The organism is Paenibacillus sp. 1_12 (genome assembly GCF_900114475.1).
Classification (GTDB): Bacteria; Bacillota; Bacilli; order Paenibacillales; family NBRC-103111; genus Paenibacillus_S.
On the sequence record NZ_FOTE01000031.1, the window covers coordinates 1 to 19,138 of the forward strand.

At 43.8% G+C, this 19,138-nt stretch carries 22 protein-coding genes and 3 pseudogenes; 4 read left to right on the forward strand and 21 right to left on the reverse strand.

The genetic code is table 11. The features are described 5' to 3' along the window. Window positions 1-29 precede the first annotated feature (29 nt). The 10 genes and pseudogenes from BM210_RS31570 to BM210_RS31615 all read right to left on the reverse strand — a co-directional run. Window positions 30-1,141 (reverse strand): IS3 family transposase gene (locus BM210_RS31570; protein ID WP_091176672.1). Its coding sequence is split into 2 segments (ribosomal slippage): window positions 30-895 and window positions 895-1,141, totalling 1,113 coding nucleotides; the frame shifts between segments, so codons are not numbered across the junction. Between the two features lie 46 nt (window positions 1,142-1,187). After that, a complete protein-coding gene (locus BM210_RS31575) occupies window positions 1,188-1,502 on the reverse strand; it encodes a hypothetical protein (RefSeq protein WP_091176673.1) in 315 nt (104 codons plus the stop codon). Window positions 1,503-1,821: 319 nt separating this feature from the next. Further along, window positions 1,822-2,331: a DUF6508 domain-containing protein gene (locus BM210_RS31580; RefSeq protein ID WP_091176674.1), complete on the reverse strand. Its 510-nt coding sequence runs from the start codon at window positions 2,329-2,331 to the stop codon at window positions 1,822-1,824. Between the two features lie 349 nt (window positions 2,332-2,680). Next, on the reverse strand, window positions 2,681-3,802 hold the full coding sequence (locus tag BM210_RS31585; protein WP_091176675.1) for an NADH-dependent flavin oxidoreductase: 1,122 nt from the start codon (window positions 3,800-3,802) through the stop codon (window positions 2,681-2,683). 226 nt (window positions 3,803-4,028) lie between these two features. After that, window positions 4,029-5,054, reverse strand: coding sequence for an LLM class flavin-dependent oxidoreductase (locus BM210_RS31590; protein ID WP_091176676.1), 1,026 nt, complete (start codon window positions 5,052-5,054; stop codon window positions 4,029-4,031). 24 nt (window positions 5,055-5,078) lie between these two features. After that, window positions 5,079-6,089 (reverse strand): LLM class flavin-dependent oxidoreductase, encoded by a 1,011-nt coding sequence (locus BM210_RS31595; RefSeq protein WP_091176677.1) that lies wholly within the window; start codon window positions 6,087-6,089, stop codon window positions 5,079-5,081. Between the two features lie 36 nt (window positions 6,090-6,125). After that, window positions 6,126-7,058: a TIGR03571 family LLM class oxidoreductase gene (locus BM210_RS31600; protein WP_091176707.1), complete on the reverse strand. Its 933-nt coding sequence runs from the start codon at window positions 7,056-7,058 to the stop codon at window positions 6,126-6,128. 38 nt (window positions 7,059-7,096) lie between these two features. Further along, the gene (locus BM210_RS31605) at window positions 7,097-8,182 is read right to left on the reverse strand and encodes an NADH:flavin oxidoreductase (protein WP_218185004.1); all 1,086 of its coding nucleotides are present in this window, start codon (window positions 8,180-8,182) and stop codon (window positions 7,097-7,099) included. Window positions 8,183-8,387: 205 nt separating this feature from the next. Further along, window positions 8,388-8,690 carry an ArsR/SmtB family transcription factor gene (locus BM210_RS31610; protein ID WP_091176709.1) on the reverse strand — a complete coding sequence of 101 codons (303 nt, stop codon included), beginning with the start codon at window positions 8,688-8,690 and terminating at the stop codon, window positions 8,388-8,390. A 305-nt stretch (window positions 8,691-8,995) separates the two neighbouring features. Then, window positions 8,996-9,653, reverse strand: a pseudogene (locus BM210_RS31615) (DEAD/DEAH box helicase); the annotation flags it as partial. Window positions 9,654-9,885: 232 nt separating this feature from the next. Here BM210_RS31615 and BM210_RS31620 point away from each other — a divergent pair. Continuing rightward, on the forward strand, window positions 9,886-10,332 hold the full coding sequence (locus tag BM210_RS31620; protein ID WP_091176678.1) for a GlcG/HbpS family heme-binding protein: 447 nt from the start codon (window positions 9,886-9,888) through the stop codon (window positions 10,330-10,332). Window positions 10,333-10,459: 127 nt separating this feature from the next. Here BM210_RS31620 and BM210_RS31625 read toward each other — a convergent pair whose 3' ends face one another. The 9 genes and pseudogenes from BM210_RS31625 to BM210_RS31665 form a co-directional block, all read right to left on the reverse strand. Beyond that, window positions 10,460-11,599 carry a zinc-dependent alcohol dehydrogenase gene (locus tag BM210_RS31625; RefSeq protein WP_091176679.1) on the reverse strand — a complete coding sequence of 380 codons (1,140 nt, stop codon included), beginning with the start codon at window positions 11,597-11,599 and terminating at the stop codon, window positions 10,460-10,462. A gap of 153 nt (window positions 11,600-11,752) precedes the next feature. Continuing rightward, a complete protein-coding gene (locus BM210_RS36395) occupies window positions 11,753-11,908 on the reverse strand; it encodes an IS3 family transposase (RefSeq protein WP_371263574.1) in 156 nt (51 codons plus the stop codon). A gap of 138 nt (window positions 11,909-12,046) precedes the next feature. Further along, window positions 12,047-12,232 (reverse strand): DDE-type integrase/transposase/recombinase, encoded by a 186-nt coding sequence (locus BM210_RS36400; protein WP_091176681.1) that lies wholly within the window; start codon window positions 12,230-12,232, stop codon window positions 12,047-12,049. Between the two features lie 94 nt (window positions 12,233-12,326). Then, window positions 12,327-12,647: an IS3 family transposase gene (locus BM210_RS36405; protein WP_091176682.1), complete on the reverse strand. Its 321-nt coding sequence runs from the start codon at window positions 12,645-12,647 to the stop codon at window positions 12,327-12,329. Continuing rightward, a complete protein-coding gene (locus tag BM210_RS31650) occupies window positions 12,572-12,796 on the reverse strand; it encodes a hypothetical protein (protein ID WP_091176683.1) in 225 nt (74 codons plus the stop codon). The genes BM210_RS36405 and BM210_RS31650 overlap by 76 nt, the downstream gene beginning before the upstream one ends. After that, window positions 12,768-12,950, reverse strand: a complete 183-nt coding sequence (locus tag BM210_RS36410) for a transposase (protein WP_143101131.1) — start codon at window positions 12,948-12,950, stop codon at window positions 12,768-12,770. The genes BM210_RS31650 and BM210_RS36410 overlap by 29 nt, the downstream gene beginning before the upstream one ends. A gap of 414 nt (window positions 12,951-13,364) precedes the next feature. Continuing rightward, window positions 13,365-13,736 (reverse strand): DUF4357 domain-containing protein, encoded by a 372-nt coding sequence (locus BM210_RS31655; protein ID WP_091176684.1) that lies wholly within the window; start codon window positions 13,734-13,736, stop codon window positions 13,365-13,367. A 149-nt stretch (window positions 13,737-13,885) separates the two neighbouring features. Further along, window positions 13,886-14,176 carry a hypothetical protein gene (locus BM210_RS31660; protein WP_091176685.1) on the reverse strand — a complete coding sequence of 97 codons (291 nt, stop codon included), beginning with the start codon at window positions 14,174-14,176 and terminating at the stop codon, window positions 13,886-13,888. A 149-nt stretch (window positions 14,177-14,325) separates the two neighbouring features. After that, window positions 14,326-14,547, reverse strand: a pseudogene (locus BM210_RS31665) (transposase); the annotation flags it as partial. A 248-nt stretch (window positions 14,548-14,795) separates the two neighbouring features. On the opposite strand from BM210_RS31665, the pseudogene BM210_RS31670 reads away from it, so the two are divergent. Next, window positions 14,796-14,903 (forward strand): annotated as a pseudogene (locus tag BM210_RS31670) (transposase); the annotation flags it as partial. Between the two features lie 432 nt (window positions 14,904-15,335). On the opposite strand, the gene BM210_RS36415 reads toward BM210_RS31670, so the two are convergent. Further along, window positions 15,336-15,635, reverse strand: a complete 300-nt coding sequence (locus tag BM210_RS36415; RefSeq protein ID WP_091176687.1) for a tyrosine-type recombinase/integrase — start codon at window positions 15,633-15,635, stop codon at window positions 15,336-15,338. Window positions 15,636-15,811: 176 nt separating this feature from the next. Between BM210_RS36415 and BM210_RS31680 the strand changes: the two genes are divergently transcribed. Then, window positions 15,812-17,152 (forward strand): ArsB/NhaD family transporter, encoded by a 1,341-nt coding sequence (locus tag BM210_RS31680; protein WP_091176688.1) that lies wholly within the window; start codon window positions 15,812-15,814, stop codon window positions 17,150-17,152. 35 nt (window positions 17,153-17,187) lie between these two features. Next, window positions 17,188-17,856, forward strand: coding sequence for a DUF2642 domain-containing protein (locus BM210_RS31685; protein WP_091176689.1), 669 nt, complete (start codon window positions 17,188-17,190; stop codon window positions 17,854-17,856). Window positions 17,857-18,521: 665 nt separating this feature from the next. Here the strand turns inward: BM210_RS31685 and BM210_RS36420 are convergent. After that, window positions 18,522-18,719, reverse strand: a complete 198-nt coding sequence (locus BM210_RS36420; protein ID WP_091176690.1) for an HAD family hydrolase — start codon at window positions 18,717-18,719, stop codon at window positions 18,522-18,524. Window positions 18,720-19,138 lie beyond the last annotated feature (419 nt).

The window sequence follows — 19,138 nt, forward strand, 5'->3', positions numbered from 1 at the left end:
TGGATTGTCAACAGAAAACTGGACAATATTTATGAGGGCATCTTTCTAGCTTCAATGGGAGTGAGATACCCCAAAGTACCATGAATTCGGTGGTGGTTGAACCAGTGAACATAATCGCTGAGCTCCAGAGCTAGCTGTTCAGAGCTCAGGAAATGAGCATGGTTAGCAAATTCCGTTTTGAAAATCTTGAATGTAGCTTCGGCAACCGCGTTATCGTAAGGGCAGCCCTTCTTGCTTAATGAACGTTTGATTCCAAAAGTTTGTAACGATTGAGAAATAAGTGTGTTATCGAATTCTTTACCACGGTCAGTATGAAACATTTGGATACGATCCAACCGGACAGAGATACTCGCAATCGCCTTGTAAACTAGCGTAGCTGTCTTTTTCGGACCGCTACTAAACCCAATAATTTCACGGTTAAATAGGTCAACAAACAAGCAGACATACTGCCATTTCCCTGCCACTCGTACATACGTTAAATCACTGACAACAACCGCATAGGGCTCCTCTTGCTTGAACTGACGTTGTAGTTGATTTCTGACTTTAGCATCGTTGGCATCGGATTTGAACGGCTTGAATTGGGCAACGGTATAATTCGATACCAAACCATGCTTTTTCATGATTTGACCGATCTTACGGCGTGAGGTATGGAATGATTTCTTCCTCAACTCCACTTTGATTTTACGGGTTCCATAGTTGTTTCGGCTACTTGTAGATATGTCTAGTACAGCTTTCTCTAACCGCTCTTCACTTTCGTTTTCTGTAGGCTCAGGCTTGTAGTAATAGGAACTTCGTGGAACCTGTAGGACGCTGCACATTGCTGATACCGAGTATTTGTGAGCATTATTGCGAATCACATTTACTTTCGTCCCATGATCAGCGCGGCTTGCTTTAAAATGTCGTTCTCCATCTTAAGCCGCTGATTTTCTTTACGTAAAGCAAGAAGTTCGTTTTCCTCAGGGGTACGGTTTGCTTTCTCCGAAAAGGAACCGGAGGTTTGACTTTGTTTGATCCATCGATCTAATGCTGTTGCACTCAGGTCGTATTCACGAGCAATGTTGGCTCGAGTCTTTCCGCTTTTATATAACTGAACCATCTGGCTTTTAAATTCGTCTGTAAATGTACGTCGTTCTTTGGGCATCGTAGATTCGCTCCTGTCTGATATCTTTATTCTACTAGCCCTCAATTTATCTGTCCAACTTACTATAGCCGATCCAATTTATTGGTTTACTAATGTCAGTCTTCCCCTCAATTTTAAAAGGATTGCCTTTAGAACCGTTCGTCAAGATTACAGGATAATACAAATAAAAATTCAAATATTTAATCTCCAATTTACCTGTATTCTTTACTTCAATCGAATAAGTTCTGTATTCGTCATTATTCTCCTGATTTGTCAAACTAATCTTTATATCCTTATCATTAAAGCGATAATCTTCTGTAGGCGAACAACCAGTCAAAAAGGTAATGAGTAAAATCAAAAAGATAAGAATGAAACGCCTCATTGGATCTTGTCTCCTTTATAAATTATATAATGCGGCATTGCTTAAAACGTCTTTTTTTGCGAATTTCGTAATTCGCTTTGCCTATAGTTATTCATGATTTAATTGAACTATCCTGCCAGTTAGCTTAATCCCGTAGGGAGTTTTCGTATACCTCCTTTTCACTTCAAAGGAGACTCGTCGGGAATGAGATAATGTTCTTGTCAAAATCGGGAATGGAACAAGTTCTTGTCATTTAGTTTTGACAAGAACTTGTTCCCATAAAATAAAAAAACCGCGATTTACGCGGCAACTAATGAGATAATGTTCTTGTCCTCCGACATCATGACAAGAACATTATCCGATTAGCCCTCAATGTAGTCTGGTCAGTTTGTCCATCATGCATTTTTGTTGCTATGATAATGGCCTTATTTAATAAATTCATTCTGTGTTCCCCCTTCTCATGATTGTCCACTAGTACCTTTAGTCTTTTCAATAATGCTAATATGACTCTATTATCAATCATTGAAGCATACTTTCCAGCGTTGAATCTTTCTGATCGAATAATCGTTGTAAAAAGCTGCCTGATCATAATTAAATCAGCATTGACGATTAATGATGGCGATTTAAAGTAAGCGTTGGCTTCTTCGATCCAATTTGTCCAATTAAATTGTACGATGATGTTGTTCTCATATAACATAGTTATAAAATGGCTTGCTTGATCATGATATGAATATGGATCTAAACTGAATTCTCTTGAAACATCGTATTCTTTGCCGTTTGACTCGAAGTACGTGATAAATTCAAATAAAGTTTCCGTATTTTCAAAACGATATTCATGAATATCACCCACTACATAACCTCCATCCTATTAAGCCAATTCAAGACTTGCCAAATACATTATACTTTATCCAAACTGCTCCAATCTGTGAAGAAACAAATTTTTGTATACAAACCAAAAAGCGCTGGGGGATAACCCAACCAACGCTCCTTTGTTCTTCTATATTTTATTAAATTGAGCTTCGAAAACATCCTCCCGATATATCCTTACCACGCACTCCACATGTGTGGAGACGGTGAAAGGGATATATTTATTTTTCGAAAAATTAAAAAGCCATTTTGTTATGTGTTCTGGCTCTGTCCAATATCTCCACGCTTTTTCAATGGACTTCGAGAAAGATTTATATTTGCTCTAACTCTGCTTAAACGATGGGGAACCAACCTGGTATGCTTGTATAGTACTCCCACATCTGATCTGAAATCACCAGCTCTTTTTGATCTTCTTTTGATAAAGTGGTACGAATTTTTTCTTCTTCACCAGCTTCTACCTTCTGTACCCAATGCGGTTCCATAATCAATTCCCGCCCTAAAGCGATTAAAGGTATCCCTGTTTCCAATGCTTTCATCACTTCATCGGGTGTGCGCAGCATCCCAACACCCATTACTGGAATTCGATCACCAACTCGATCATGAACCATTACACCACGCGATGTTTGATCATTTGCATCACGGATCGAGCCGTTCCAAAATGATCCCACCGAAATGTGGAGGTAATCCAGTTGCTGATCAGCCAATCTGTCCACTAAATGCAACGTATCATCCATGGTGATACCCGGATTCTCCCTTTCTTCAGGAGATAGACGATAGCCGATGATGAAAGGTTTTTTTGCATGTTCCTTAACGGCTTTCTTAACTGCTTCTACAACAGCTAGCGGGAAAACCATACGCTTTTCGAGCGTGCCTCCCCATTGATCCGTTCTTCGATTTGAGTGTGGAGAAAAGAATTGCTGAATTAAATACGTATTGGCACCATGAATTTCCACTCCATCGTATCCTGCTTCGATGGCTCTTCGAGTTGCTTCTCCAAAGGCCTTAACCATATCAGTTATCTCTTCAGCTGTCATTTCACGCGGTTTTACAGCATCCTCGCGTTCCGCTGCTACAGCACTTGGGGCAATGGGCTGAAGATCGGGCAATAGCTCAGGCGGACACATTCTACCGCCATGAAAAATTTGCAAGATGGCCTTGGATCCTTTTTCTTGGATAGTTGTTGCTACCCGTTTTAGACTAGGAATTAATGAATCAGAATCCGCTCCAAATTCGCCAGGGAACCCTTTTCCGTTTCTGGTTACGTAAGTGCATGCGGTAATCACGATGCCCACACCACCGGCACGCTCATGATAATAGGCAACTTCTTCATCTGAAACCTCACCATTTTCATGGGAAGCAGTATTGGTCATGGGTGCCATCACAATTCGGTTCTTTATTTCGATGCCAGAACGGAAAGTATATGGTTTAAAAGCAACTTCAAATTTAGAATTCATGTTTGTATTTCTCCTTTTGTGTTATTCAGGTAGGTTAACGCTGCCTAAATATTTTCATTTCTAACTTGATTATCTTCAGCTTTGTTCGCGACCCGACTATAGCAGCACCATATCAAGTCAGAGCAACCAACGAAATAAAACAATTAAGTTGATAACTATCCTCTGTGTATCCTACCATTTTTATGCTACCGACTAGCATGGTTTAGGTATGATGCTTACTAGTGGGTTATAGTTTGATGATATCTGCGACGATTTCGTAGGAACGCAGGCGTGCCTCGTGGTCAAACACCTGGGCGATGACCATTATTTCGTCAGCTTGGGTATCGTTCAAGAAAGATTGCAGCTTTTCTTTCACCGTTCCAGGACTGCCGAAGATGGACGAGCCGAGTTGCTGCTCCAACGCTTGTTTCTCGTACTCACTCCATAAGCTGTCCATGCTGTCCACAGGCGGTTGCAGCTGCACTTCCTTGCCCCGGATCAGGTTTAGGAATTGCTGCTGCAGCGTCGTTCCCAGGCGGTTCGCTTCCTCATCCGTATCGGCGGCAATAACGTTGACGCCGACCATCGCGTACGGCTTCTCCAGTACTTTCGAAGGCTTGAAAGAACGCCGATATAATTCCATCGCCGGCACGGTGTTGCCAGGCGAGAAGTGACTAGCGTAAGCAAACGGCAGACCGAGCTGCCCGGCCAGCTGTGCGCTGTACCCGCTGGAGCCGAGCAGCCAGATGGGAATAGTTAGGCCCTCCCCGGGGATCGCCTTGACATGCATAGTGCCTGATGCTAACGAGGGATCGAAATAGGCCCGCAGCTCATCCAATTGCTCAGCGAAATCCTGGCCGTCATTCCTGCCGTAGCGACGCAGCGCGCGAGCGGTACGCTGATCTGTACCGGGTGCCCGTCCAAGACCGAGATCGATGCGTCCCGGGAACAGGGATTCAAGCGTCCCGAACTGCTCCGCGATCACTAGCGGCGAATGATTGGGAAGCATGATACCACCTGAGCCCACCCGGATTGTGGATGTGCCAGCCGCCACATGGGAGATCACAACGGAAGTGGCGGAGCTGGCGATAAAAGGCATATTATGGTGTTCTGCGAGCCAGTACCGGTTATAACCCCACCTCTCTGCATGCTGGGCAAGGACCAGTGTGTTGCGAAACGACTCGGCAGGACTGCCGCCGGCGACGATAGGAGATAGATCTAGCACGGAGAATGGTATATCGCTCAGTCGTTTGTTTGTTTTATTTGCAGACATATCGTCTTCCTCATTTCATTTTTGTTATTTTGCCGCATTCGCCAAAATTTCATAAGAACGCAAACGGGCCTCATGATCGAATATTTCGGTGTGCGCCATGATTTCATCCGCCCCGGTCCTTTCAATCAACTCGCGCAATTGCTGTTTAATAGCGGATGGATCGCCAATGAGGGAAGTTAACAGTTGTTCTTCAACCGATTTGCGTTCCTCGTTGCTCCAGACGGAATCCATGTCGTCAACCGGAGGCTGAAGCAGAGCGGTTTGTCCGCGTGTTAGCAGCAAAAACTTTTGGTACATAGAAGTGGCAAGTCTTTGTGCTTCTTTATCAGAATCGGCGGCAACAGCTTGTACGGATAAAAGCACATAGGGTTGATCCAGCATCGGGGACGGTAGGAAGTTCTCCCTGTAAACGGCCAACGCATCCATCATATTGCCTGGAGCGAAGTGGCCTGCAAACGAAAAGGGCAAGCCCAGCTTTCCGGCCAATTCGGCGCTGTACAAGGCCGAGCCTAACAGCCATATCGGCACCTTCGATTGTTCACCGGGAATGGCGCGGAAGCGATGGGCGCCATTCCCTGTTGTCGTTCCGGAACCATGCAGATAAGCGATCAGTTCCTGCAGCCGCTCATCAAATTCAGGTTCTCCGGCAGTCCGTTGACGGATTAGATTTGCTGTGTACCGGTCTGTGCCAGGCGCCCGTCCCAACCCAAGATCAATCCGCCCCGGAAAGAAAGCCTCCAAAGTGCCAAATTGCTCCGCCACCGTGAATGGTGAGTAATGGGAAAGCAGCATGGCCCCTGAACCGATGCGGAGGTTCTGTGTCACGGAGGCCACCCTGCCAATCACGATTGGGGATGCGGAACTGGCCATTCCGATCCAATTGTGATGCTCCGCAAGCCAAAAACGTTTGTAGCCCCATTGTTCGGCTTTCTTTGCCAAAACAAGGGTATTGGCAAGTGACTGTTCAGCCGAACCACCTTGAATGATAGGTGAGGGATCGAGCACGGATAATGGCGTATTCGCTATGTCTGACATGATGGCATACTTCCTTTATTCATTATTGTGTGATATTCATGTTGTAATGGTCATCTGATGGGTAGGGAAATAAGGCAATACCTCTTCACCCAACTCCTGGATGACCTCCTCCGGAGGACGCCAGGAAAAATACAGGACAAAAGCGAGATGGTTGACGCCTATTCGCTGAAATCTATGAAGCAACTCCACCAAATGATGGCGTCCGAGACGATAACCTAATGGAATTTCCTCCGGTGAATCATCAGGGTTTTCCGATAAATCAATAAATAAAGTTTGAGAGAATGGTTTAAATACGCCGGACGCTTTCATCTCCGTCAATGTGCGATAATCCCGGATAAGCATTTCCTGTTTATCAACACCTCTGGGGTACTGTATCCAACCATCGCCATGTTCAGCAATCCAATTCATGGATTGTTGGCTGAATCCCGTCACCATCGTCGGAATTGCTGTTACGGGACGGGGAATCAACTGCATATCACTGCCGTCAAAAACGCCTAGGTTCGATTCAATCGCTGCATTCTCATTCCGCAGTAGCCCGTCAAGAAATTCATAGCTCTCCCGGAAGAGCTCACCTCTATCCTCTCTTTGGACTCCCAAAGCCGTAAAATCCATTTCGCGATCCCCCGAAGCTACACCCATAATTAATCGGTTCGGAAACAAGCGGTGTATGGATGCGGCTTCCTTTGCTACTCGGACTGGGTGACGCAACGGAAGGACGACACCCGCAGTCCCTAACACGATTTCTTTTGTATGCGCGGCGAGATAAGTTAAATAAATCCATAAATCATGCATTTGGCCATTATCGTCTATGTGAAGATTCTGCATGGTTACATCCCGCAGCCAAAGTGCAGCAAATCCGTAATCTTCGATTTTGCGAGCCAGCTGCAGCTGATTCTCCATGTGCGGCGTCTTTGTCATCTTTTCGGTTGGTAACAGAAACCCAAGCGTCAACTTATTTTTCTGATACATTTTTCGGTAACCGTCATGCTCCAACTGCTTACCCCACCTTAATCTTTTGTAATTATCAATTCCTGTTCCTTTATATTGGCTTTTGGTCTTAAAATTTCTGGATTAAACTCCCGCAGAGGCTGCTCTGTCAGGATGCGCTGAGGCCAGTCATGGTTGGCAAGCGCTCCTTTACCCAAGGTAATAAGATCAGCATCACCACGCATCAATAACTGTTCCGCTTTATCAGGATCTTCGAGATTGCCATTCGCCATCACTGGAACAGTACCGAATTTCTTAGCCATTGCGGCAAGCGTAAGTTCAGTTCCTTCAAATGCCGCCCGAGTCGCATCATATTCGGTTACATGGATATAATCCAGGCCCGCTCTGCTCAAACTTGAAAAAATGATTTCGGCATCCTTTTCGGCCCCGGCCCATTTATGATGGTAATCACTGACTTTCCCTTGGGAGATACGGATTCCTACGACAAAATCAGTCCCAACCGCTTCACGCACTGTATTAGCGACCTCAATCAGAATACGGACCCTGTTCTCTGTTGAGCCTCCATATTCATCCGTTCTTTCATTCATATAATCCGTCAGGAACTCATCAAGCAAATAGCCGTTGGCACCATGGATTTCCACGCCATCGAACCCTGCTTCTTTTGCCCTCTTGGCCGCTTCCGCAAAACCATGAACAACCTCTTGGATATCTTCTTTTGTCATTAGTTTTGGTTTCTTGTAAGGGCCCTCCCCGACATAGAACGGAAGCTGTACACCTTTTGCTGGTATGTCAGAGGGCGCGATGATCTCGCTCTTATAACGATTTCCTTGTGACTGCGCACCTGCATGCATCAATTGGACAATGATCTTTGATCCGGCTTGATGAACCGCCCCGGTTACTTTTCTCCATGCATCGATATGCTTCTCATTTGCAATTCCTGACTGGTTCAGATACCCTTGACTATACATTTCATCGGGATAGGCGCCTTCCGTGATCAAGAATCCAAAACCGCCCTGTACAAAGCTTTCATAATAATTCATCATGATTTTGGTTGCTTGGCCGTCTTCAGATGCGCTAATTCTGGTCATTGGCGCTACACCAATACGATTCTTTAGTTTCAGTTTACCAATCTGTATACCAGACAAAAGACGGGGAAATTTATTTAGGTGAGCAGCTGTTGTCAAGTTGATTTCTCCTTTAAATTCGGTTGGTATTGTTTTAGAAACTATGCCCCATATTTGGATAACTCATTCGTATATCTATATATCTATTTTTCTCGATATATTAGGGAGTTAGATACATGGAAGATATCCAATGCAGGGTATCAGCCATGTATGCCTGTATCCGGTCCTATAAACCATTTTTCATATAAACAGCCAATTCTTGAATAGCCTCTTCGTTTCTTTTGTAATACGTCCATTGACCATAGCGGTTCGCTTGTAACAAACCAGCCCTCTGAAGCAGTAAAAGGTACTGAGAAACGGTCGATTGAGATAAACCTGCCTTTTCCTGAATGTGGCTGACACAAACCCCGATTTTTTTACTTTCACCGCCTTCTTGCGTGGGAAAGTGTTTCTCAGGTTCCTTTAACCAATCGAGAATATTCAAGCGTGTTTCATTCGCCAGTGCCTTAAAGATGAGTATTGGGTTCATGACAATTATTATATCGTTAAATCTCGATATGTCAATGCATAATGATGCCATAGTTGAAAATACTGTTCTCAGTTCCTTTGTATCCCTGTCACCTTCAATATTCCGAGCCCATCCCCCACAATTTTTCGCCGTTAGAGGGGATACGGCTCCCCGCGCTTTATCTTAAATTAAGATACCTAAATAACAAAACAGACTGTAGGTTGTTATAACCAGTAGCCTGTTTTGTTATTGTTGTGTCAGTCTCGCTCTCGAAAATCCTATCTTTATTAACGATTACCAACACAATTGAAAACTTACAACAAAAGTATCCGATCCACGGTAGAAGACACCGGCGTAATTTCGACTTTCACCGGATTAACCAGCAGTGATTTGACCATATTGGATATTTCCGGCGGCATTGTTGCCGAGAAGAATAGAGTTTGTTTTTTGCCGGGCATTTTTGTAATGATTTTCTTCACATTAATAAAGCCCATATCCAGCATTCTGTCGGCTTCATCAAACACTGATATATGGTCATATTGTAAATAAATACATTTTTGATTGATTAAATCGATGAGTCTGCCTGGAGTTGCAATAACAATATCCGCACCTTGATGCAGCGACAGCTCCTGTACTTTTTGTGAAACACCGCCAACGATAGAGGTACAACGCAACTGGGTGTATTGACTATACGCTTTAGTGTTCTCATCAATCTGAAAAGCAAGTTCTCTTGTCGGCGTTAAAATCAATGAGCGGATACGGCGTTATGTATTGGGTCTACTTTGCTGTTCACTTAACAGATGGACAATCGGCACGGCAAATGCGGCCGTCTTTCCCGTTCCCGATTGAGCGCAACCAAATAAGTCTCTGCCGGCTAACACAGTCGGGATCGCCTGTTCCTGTATGGGGGTCGGCGTAGTATAGTTTTCTTTGCTTAAAGCTTTTAAAAATCGCAGGTATAATATTCAAGTCCTTAAATGTCATTTTGTCTCCTTCATTTTAATATTTTAATCACGTAACTTTTAACATCTCCTGTATTGTCTCCACAAACCGTTCCTTTCCGTCATAACACAATTGAGAGCAAGAAAAGAAGCGGAATTTTACCCGCTCCATTCATGGATGTACGAATGCCTATGATGACGGGATCGAATGCATACCTAAAGCGTATGATTCGTACATATCATGTATCGAATCAGTCGAGATGGAGAGGACGCAGATGATGAAAATCACTCTGGAAGTCGCCAAAGTGTTGATTCACGCAGCGGAACTCCGGGCAAGGGATCTCGGGATCGCGGAAGTGATCGCCATCGTAGACGATGGCGGGAATTTCGTTGCTTCTCATCGGATGGACCATGCCTGGCTGGCCAGTGTCGACATCGCCCATAATAAGGCATGGACGGCGGTCGCGCTAAAAATGCCCACGGCGAGCCTTGCTCCGTTGGCGGTCCCGAGCGGGGAGCTGTACGGGATCAATACAACCAACCACGGACGCCTGGTCGTGTTCGGAGGGGGGATTCCGTTGTCGTTCGAAGGGAGAATCGTCGGGGCGGTCGGCGCAAGCGGCAGTACGGTCGCAAACGACATTGAGGTTGCGAAAGCGGCGGTGCGGGCTTTCGAAACCTATCCGAAGGCGCGGATCGGGTCTTCCGGGAGCTTGCTGTAAACCTGGCGGTTTTAGCCCTATAACGAAACTGGGTCCCGCCAATATTGACGAAAAATCGGCTAAACACATGGGGCTGTCCCTCAGGGTACAATACCCCGTGGCACAGCCCCTCTTCTCATGTCATCATTTAAGGCTTCAGGACGAATTTAATGCATTCGTCCGCATGGTTGTAAAAGGTGTTGTACGCGTTATGCGCCTGATCGAGCGGCACTTTATGCGTGATGATCTCCGTCGGATCGAACTCGCCTGCCATAATTTTTTGATACAGCATCGGCATGTAATGAATCACAGGCGCCTGTCCCATGGTCAGCTTCACGTTTCGTTCCCAAATGTTTCCGAACATGAACTGGTTGTATTTAGAACCGTATACACCCGTAATCTGAATCGTGCCGAATTTCCGCACCGCATTCATCGCGATGTTGATCGGGCTGAGCGTTCCGCCAACCAGCTTGGCCTTCTGCTCTTCCTCCTCCAATGGCGTCTTCTTGCCGTCCATTCCGACGCAATCGATGACGACATCCGCACCCCCGCGTGTTATTTCTTTTATATGCAGCCCCATGTCTTTGAAATCTTCAAAGTTGAAGATTTCGACGTTATTCATTTTTTTGGCATGGTTCAGCCGGTACGGGAGATTGTCGATCGCGATGACCCGTTTGGCCCCTTTCATCCAGGCGAATTTTTGCGCCATCAACCCGACGGGGCCGCAGCCGAGCACCACCACCGTATCCCCCTGCTTCACGCCGCCGTTGTCCACGCTCCAATAGGCCGTCGGCAGCACGTCGGACAGGAACAGGAGCTTCTCATCCTCCAATTCGCATGACTCCGGAATAACGAACGGCATGAAATTGCCGTACGGCACGTAAAGCAATTCGGCTTGTCCGCCCCAATAATTCCCGTAACGTTCGGTAAACCCAAAGTAAGCTCCCGTATCCACTTGGGGGTTGGGGTTGGAGTTGTCGCATTGGCTCTCCATTTCATGCTGGCAGTAATGACAGCTGCCGCACGAGATATTGAACGGGAGCACGACCCGGTCCCCTTTTTTGACCTTTGTCACCTCAGGGCCCACTTCTTCGACGATGCCCATCGGTTCATGTCCGACCACGTATCCGGTTTGGGCTTGAATCGCCCCCTGGTATATATGGAGATCGGAACCGCATATGGCGGTCGAGGTGATCCTGACGATAATCCCGTCTTTTTTTTGAATCGTCGGATCTGCAACCTGCGTGACTTGCATGTTCTTCATGCCATGGAAAGTTACAGCCTTCATTATCGTCCTCCTGTTATGACATGCCTTGAATTTGCATGCATGCTTCTATTATGGGATTGGAGAGTGAGGATCATACTTTCGATGTAAGGTATTTTCGACAGCCGCGGAGTGGACTCCCCCCGATCTCCTTGACACATAGTTAAGACCAAAGAATCACCTAGATTGTAGTTCGTACTCCAGAGGCGTTTTAAAACCGAGAGCGGAGTGCATGCGTTTGGTGTTATAATACATTTCGATATATTCAAAAATAGCACGTTTCGCTTCCCCTGCGGTCGAAAACCCTCCTTGATTCATTGTTCGCGTTTTAATGTTTTATAAAAAGATTCCATGACTGCATTGTCATAAGGATTGCCCCGTCTGGACATGCCGATGATCGCTCCATAGCTTCTGACAATGGCTTGAAATCGCTTGCTTGTATATTATATTGGGAACCTCGATCGGTAGGAATCATAAGACCGACCGGGGGGTGCGCTCCTTGTCTATGGCCTGTTTGAACGCGTCGATTACTAACTGATCGGTCATCCGGGTTTGCATGGCCCAGCCTACAACTTTTCTTGAAAATACATCGATCCATGTCGCCAAATACAGAAAACCACCGGTCTGCAAAGGGTGTAGGTAATCTCGCCGATCCATAAGACGTGTTTGGCCTTGGTGTCAAAAACCGTTTGACCAAGTTTTCAGCAACTCCTTCGGAGGAAGGCTTGCGGGAGGTCACTTTCTTTTTTCGCTAGGGAAGAGCCGCTAGTCCAATTTGTTGCATGTGCCGTGTCACTCGGTTTTTACTCGTGAAGTTACCTCGGCGGCAAAGTTCCAACGCGATCCGCGGACTGCCATAACGCCCTTTGAACTCGGTGTAAATCTTGCGGATATCGTCGATAAGGATTTCGTTATCGAAAACGCGGTTGCTTTTACGACGCTTTAGCCAGTCGTAGTAGCCCTGCCGGCTTACCTTAAGGAGACTGCAGAGCAGCTTTACGGTGTACTTCTTGGTGTGTTTCCGGATGAAGGTGTATTTGACTTCTCCCCCCGCTTCGAGTATTCCTGAAATTTTTTTAGGATTTCATTTTCCAATTCCAGCTCTTCCAGACGCTTTTGCAGGCGCTGAATCTCCAACTCCGTGTTAGGAACAGAAACACCATTGCCTGTAAAGCCTTTGTCACCATGCTGCTCATATTCGTATAACCATCGACTCAGCATGCAGTGATTTCGCCACATGGGGCACCTTTCTGCCTTCTTCTAGCACCTGTAAGACAGCTTCCACTTTAAAGGCCTTGTCGTACTTTCTTCGTTTCAAAACAAACAACCCCTTTACACAAGAGTATGGCTTGGGCTTGTTCAACTTCCTTTTCATGCTCTAATAAAATAAAAACTCAAGCAAGATTCTCTTGAGTTTCGTAAAATTTGTTTTATGGTAAATGCGGCTCTCAAAAATGCTACATCCTCACGAGCAACACACAGCACTCCACATGTGTCGTATGCGGATTAATCAACGAGTTTGATAGTAACTGTTATAGTCGGTTGGAACCTTGATTTTACTAGTTTTCGGTGTTAGCACTATGTTCCAGTTGGATCTTTTTTGTTGGTTGTTGTTATACTTTATCACCAATTCAACACCAGTTTAACACCAAGACACATGACCCTGTAAACAGGAGCCTGTCGTATTCGTAAGTTTTCAACATGATGTCACCGTACTCGCCATACAAAAGCTCAAAAAAAGAGCCTTGGAATCATCCAAGGCACATTTATGGCCGATCAACTGAAGCAACTATGGCCTTTCGCCCGCTTCATGTATATTACGTCCGTCAGCGAAGGTCAAATGCGTGTAGCTGCTAACTCTATTTTGGGCGCTTCTTCCCAATACCGCAGCTGCCATTCCACTGGGACTGCCGCATATATGCCTTATCACGATATAGCCGGTATCCTTCTTCTCGAGGTACCCCTGCGACGAAAGGGATTCAAGGATAATAAAGTGCGAGCTATCCTTGTCATGGTCGTTCGATAGGTAAGAACCCGGGAGCATCGTGAGCATTTCTAATTTCTTCACATGTTTATCATAAAATCCCTTCGCCTGAGATCCCAGGAAAATATTAGGGATTTTATGTATTTGCTCAGTTGGTTTGATAAATTGTTTAGCCATCTATATAGCCTCCTTCGTTTCGGATGGGATACGGTCAGTATAGCACGTGATGCAATACGGTTGGTTGCCTGGCCTATGAATAGAGATCGGTATTACAACAAAATCCCCCAATAATGTTCCGAGAGATTTCCTCAAAGCCATAAACCCAATTAATGGGAGAGGATTCCCAATTGTTTGGCCTTCTGGGTAATATCTACATCCTGGTAAGTCCTTGCTCGAATTTCTTCAGGTACTTCGTTCTCAGAAACGATTCTTGTATCGCTCTCAATGGTAATGATTTGTTGATTGCTGCTGTATTTCCTTATAAACATGCGTGACCAGGACTTGATTCTGTATTTAATCGAGTTGACCCAGCTTTTGATATTTTCCCAGAATGCACCAAGTGCCGCTCCGGCTAGTAGTCCGATGATGATCCATTCGATGATTAACACTGCTCTCACGGTAACTCAACTCCATAGTGATGATTACTTCTGTGCAATACCGGCTATTCCAATACTCTTGATATCAAAGTACTGCTCTAGGAAGCTATGAAAGTTCTCAAACTCGTAGAGAAGCATTGCATGGCATAGCTGCTGCTTCTGATCGAAGGTTAAGAGCTCGGCAAATAATTTCGTCCCACAGCCTCAATGACATAACAGTGAACAGGAAATCGGTCCGCAATCCGAGTAGCACTCGGAAAGCATTCGCTGATCCATGTGTGGTAGGCTTGGGCCAAATCCATCACGACTGCTTTTGGCGTTAATTGCAGAAAGTTCGGATGTCGCTCGATATATGCGCGTAGTTCATCCAGCTTTCGTCCGGGTAAAATATCGAGTAACGTTTCGCAACGAAAAAACTAAGTAGTGCTACCTATCTGATAGGAACAATATTTCCCATAAAATATAAAATAACCCGAACCATTCCTACCTAAAATGTAGGATGACTCGAGTTAACAATTTTGTTGGTTACGTTGGACTGAGGCTTTTTCACAATTAACAGCTCAAATTCCCCTTGACGATTCCGAGGCACGTGCTTATCGATGTAATCACTAGTATACTTGCAGAATCACGACTTGACAGGTTGAGAAAGAAGTTTACACCTGAAGAAAAAGCACGCATCGTACTGGAAATATTGAAGGAAGAAAAATCGGTTTCGCAGCTTGCATGCGAACACGGGATCCACACGAATGTCACAATAGGCGGAAAACAGAGACTGTGAAGAACTTATCCCAATTATTCGTGGTTGAGTATCCCGCGGCGGAAAGCACTCGGTTGCACAAGTGTTGATATGAAAGTAACCATTTGCCCTCCGTCCGCGAATGTAACCCACCCTCGGTTATGCATTCACGATCCTGATCTCGCTTCCAGGTCACTCCGGATTCACAAACTTTTCCTTAATATTCCAAATCCATAGTGTTCTCTCCTCGTATAGCGATTTGAAGTACATGTTGAACTCTTACTATCGTTCAAAAAAGAGTAACAGGCTCGTATCTGTACGCCTCGATAAACAATTCTCATGGGTCGTGGCCCACCCGCAGGGACTTTTTATTCGGTTAAATCCCTCATTAAATCGATCAAGAAACAAAGCCGCACTCACTTGAGCGTTCGGAAGTAAATGAGATTATACCTGCAGGGTTGTATTTATCGTTGAATGCCCCAAACGTTTTGATACAATCCGAATATCCTCACCCTCGTTTAGCATAATGCTTACACTCTGATGCCGAAGATCATGAAAAGTTATTCTTGGCTCATGTGAAGGCTTTAATTTATCAACTGCAGTTTGGATTTGTATGAGATTGATAGTATTTGAGACGAGTTCTCCTAAATTAGGATACTCGTCTTTTTTCTTTGAATGGTAGATGAAAAGAAAGTATAGGTCATTATACCAGGCTAATAGTGGAAAATTATAGAATTGGATAATCGGCTAGTCCCCCCTATGTTATTTGAACATATTATGCAAATGACACTATAAGACATCTATAAGGGGAGGAGAAACAACTATGAAACCTTAACTCATAAGCGGTTCGTTCAGTTCACTAGAGAGATAGTAGAGATGATATTTAAGATCTTACTTTATCGAAAAGAGGTTGAATTAAAATGCTGCAAGATTTCATGATTCCTATCACCATTCTGTCGTTTCTGTGTACCATAACTTTTATTTTCTTGCATCCTAATGTAAATGAATCAATTCCAGCAACAATTGGCGCCATCTTTGTACTCCTTAGCGGAAGTGTTACTTTATCTGATTTGGGTAAAATAACTGAAACCATTGGTGGAGCAGCCGTAACCATTATGGCAACAATTGTTATGGCCATCGTTTTGGAAAGTTTTGGGTTCTTCAATTGGTCTGCTGAGAAACTTCTGGAACGGGCAAGAGGATCAGGGATACGCCTATTCTGGTACACAAACTTGTTTTGTTTTCTGATGACCCTTTTTGTTAACAACGACGGTAGTATATTAATTACAACACCGATCTTACTCATGCTGCTTCATAAATTAGGTCTTAAAAACCACCATAAAATTCCTTATCTTCTATCCGGTGCTTTAATTGCAACAGCTTCTAGTGCACCTATTGGCGTAAGTAATATTGTAAATTTAATTGCATTAAAAATTGTTCATATGGACCTCTATATGCACACGGCGATGATGTTTGTTCCTGCTTCACTTGGTCTTGTACTCCTTACACTCCTTTTATTTATCAGTTTTTATCGCGTATTACCTCGTAAACTATCAACAATTAATGCGGAATCCTTAAATCAAACACATCCGCTGAAAGAAATTTCGTCACCGATTCCGAAAGAGAATCAAACCAAATTCATGCGGAATATCTTAATCTTTGTATTCAGCGTTCGTGTAAGTCTATTTGTTGCCTCTTTCATTCATTTTCCTGTTCCATTGATGGCTGTTATCGGTTCTGCATTCCTGCTGGGATGGCGTTGGTATTATTTGAGAATTACACCTGCAGACATGATTACAAAAACGCCTTGGTATATACTCATTTTTGCCTTCAGTATGTATGTGATTATATATGGTTTGCATAATATCGGATTAACCCAAATGCTCATCCATCTTATGCAACCTCTCATTTCCGGAAATTTACTTCATGCAAGTGTAATGATGGGAATTCTGCTTTCTATATTATCTAATTTATTTAACAATCATCCTGCATTGATGGTAGGAACGTTAACCTTGACGAACATGGGTCTTGATCCTCTTACCTTAAAAATTTCTTATCTGGCGAGTGTAATTGGTAGTGATATCGGATCCCTTCTTTTACCAATTGGAACACTTGCGACCTTGATGTGGATGCACATTATCAAAAAAGGAAAAGTAAAGTTAAGCTGGGTCCAATACTTGAAGGTGACTTCTACGGTCATCCCAATCACTGTTATATTCACGTTAGTCATTCTAGCATTTTGGGTATCCTGGTTTTTTTAATGCGGTAGATATGATCATAACTGGAGGTTATTTGTATGCGAGTGCTTCAACAATTTGTTGGTCAACAAGTGATCGTTGATATTTCAGGAAATAATATTTGTAAAGGTAAATTAATCGATTTAGGGTTGGATATTATGGTCGTGGTCAATGAACAACAGTTCTATTATATCCCCTTAGTCAACGTTCAGAATGTAAAATTGAATTCAGAGTCTAGTACGGAACCAGAAAATAGATCTGATGAAACGCCAATCGATTATCAAGCGGATAGCCTCTCATTTCGGAAGATATTAAATGCTGCAAAAGGACAATTTGTAGAGATTTATGTAACTGGCAATAAAACGATCCATGGTTATTTAACCAGTATTATGAATGATTATTTCGTCTTCTACTCTCCTGTCTATAAAGCCATGTTTGTGTCTATGAACCACTTAAAATGGTTAATTCCTTATCGCTCTAATCACACCCCATATTCGCTTAATAACCAATCACTTCCTTTGAGTCCTATCAATATTACTTTATCAAGAACTTTTGAAGAACAGTGTAAAAAGCTAGAAGGAAAACTAGTTGTTTTTGATCTTGGGGATAACACTAAAAAAATAGGCTTCCTTCAGAAAGCGGATAGTGATTTCATAGAGCTTATTAATGCCAATGGAGATAAAGTATTTTGGAATCTACAGCATTTAAAAACGGTATATACGACATGATTGTTGAAGTATCTTTCTTCGAAATAAAAAAAACGACCTTCTAGGGGAAGGTCGATCGAAAAAAGGTTGAATAATGCAATTATGCACACCTCACTATATGAGACTATGGTCTTAAAAGTTTGGGTGTCTAACTAGACGTAAAAAAGTATGGTTGGCTTCACCGATCCAAGCCATATTTCGTAGCAACGTTCCGTCGCCTGGAAGGGTTAACGCCGGAGCAATTCAAGAAAATGTACCAGTGAGTTGACGGACGAAACAACGACGAATAACCCTGAAGGGCTAAAAGCTCTTCAAGGCTATCCGTGGAACAACAAATATTGATGTTATCGCTGGATCGTATCGCTCGAGGAATGAATGCTCGGCCTTTCAGTTCAGCACACGGTACGCCCGCTCTGTGCTTACGATCGCTTCACGCCCTGCGAAGCGTTGTCCCGATCCTTGACCTCTCGGTAAAACTGATCGAACAGTTGCTCCGTATCCTTTTCCTTGGCTTTACTTCAGCATAGCTTTAGAAGCATCAACTCCAGTTACAGAATATAACCCCGTATGAGCTCCAGCCATTGGGCAAGACTTTGCTCGATAAGGTAACTTCCTTGATCGTACCTATCCGCTATTTTTCTGTAATCGGCTTTCTGCATCTGGACCACCCCATCCGTTCGGTTAATTTAGAAGCATGTAACTAAAGCACCGTTGTAATAAACTATGTAGTCTACAAAAGGGAACTTCTTCAAAAAATGATTAGCCGCACTTGGCGGCCGCGCCGTGGTAATAATAATATGAATTCCAGAATCAAAACATCTTTTAACAGCCTGATAATTCCTAGGAGATATCAATTTATCACTACCGAGCAAGGTTCCATCCAAGTCTTATTTGGAAGTGATGTTTTTACATATTTGATATCTCCAACTTCAAACAGACGATATGGTTATGTTTGTTATCCTTCGAAACAACTCACCTCCGGATCAAGTTCAAATAATAATACTACAAATAATGTCACAAACCGATTCTGCTAAGGTTGTCGGGAATCGGACAATGTTCTTGTCACCAATCGGGAATCGGATCAAGTTCTTGTCATCGCAAAATGACAAGAACTTGATCCGATAACTAAAAAAGCCCGCGGTTTACGCGGACTTCATTCGGACAATGATCTTGTCAACCGACACAATTGTCGGATGACAAGAACATATATCGTTAAATGACAAGAACTTGTATTGTTTCCCTCCTACATTAGCTGCCTGCTGGATGATGTGCTTATTTACGATCAAATCTGCATAAGAGTTCG

Coding starts and splice junctions, on each gene's coding strand:
- BM210_RS31575 (WP_091176673.1), bottom strand. CDS start 1,502: ATGAGGCGTTTCATTCTTATCTTTTTGATTTTACTCATTACCTTTTTG.
- BM210_RS31585 (WP_091176675.1), bottom strand. CDS start 3,802: ATGAATTCTAAATTTGAAGTTGCTTTTAAACCATATACTTTCCGTTCT.
- BM210_RS31590 (WP_091176676.1), bottom strand. CDS start 5,054: ATGTCTGCAAATAAAACAAACAAACGACTGAGCGATATACCATTCTCC.
- BM210_RS31595 (WP_091176677.1), bottom strand. CDS start 6,089: ATGTCAGACATAGCGAATACGCCATTATCCGTGCTCGATCCCTCACCT.
- BM210_RS31600 (WP_091176707.1), bottom strand. CDS start 7,058: ATGTATCAGAAAAATAAGTTGACGCTTGGGTTTCTGTTACCAACCGAA.
- BM210_RS31610 (WP_091176709.1), bottom strand. CDS start 8,690: ATGAACCCAATACTCATCTTTAAGGCACTGGCGAATGAAACACGCTTG.
- BM210_RS31620 (WP_091176678.1), top strand. CDS start 9,886: ATGATGAAAATCACTCTGGAAGTCGCCAAAGTGTTGATTCACGCAGCG.
- BM210_RS31625 (WP_091176679.1), bottom strand. CDS start 11,599: ATGAAGGCTGTAACTTTCCATGGCATGAAGAACATGCAAGTCACGCAG.
- BM210_RS36400 (WP_091176681.1), bottom strand. CDS start 12,232: ATGGATCGGCGAGATTACCTACACCCTTTGCAGACCGGTGGTTTTCTG.
- BM210_RS31650 (WP_091176683.1), bottom strand. CDS start 12,796: ATGCTGAGTCGATGGTTATACGAATATGAGCAGCATGGTGACAAAGGC.
- BM210_RS36410 (WP_143101131.1), bottom strand. CDS start 12,950: ATGAAAAGGAAGTTGAACAAGCCCAAGCCATACTCTTGTGTAAAGGGG.
- BM210_RS31655 (WP_091176684.1), bottom strand. CDS start 13,736: ATGGCTAAACAATTTATCAAACCAACTGAGCAAATACATAAAATCCCT.
- BM210_RS31680 (WP_091176688.1), top strand. CDS start 15,812: ATGCTGCAAGATTTCATGATTCCTATCACCATTCTGTCGTTTCTGTGT.
- BM210_RS31685 (WP_091176689.1), top strand. CDS start 17,188: ATGCGAGTGCTTCAACAATTTGTTGGTCAACAAGTGATCGTTGATATT.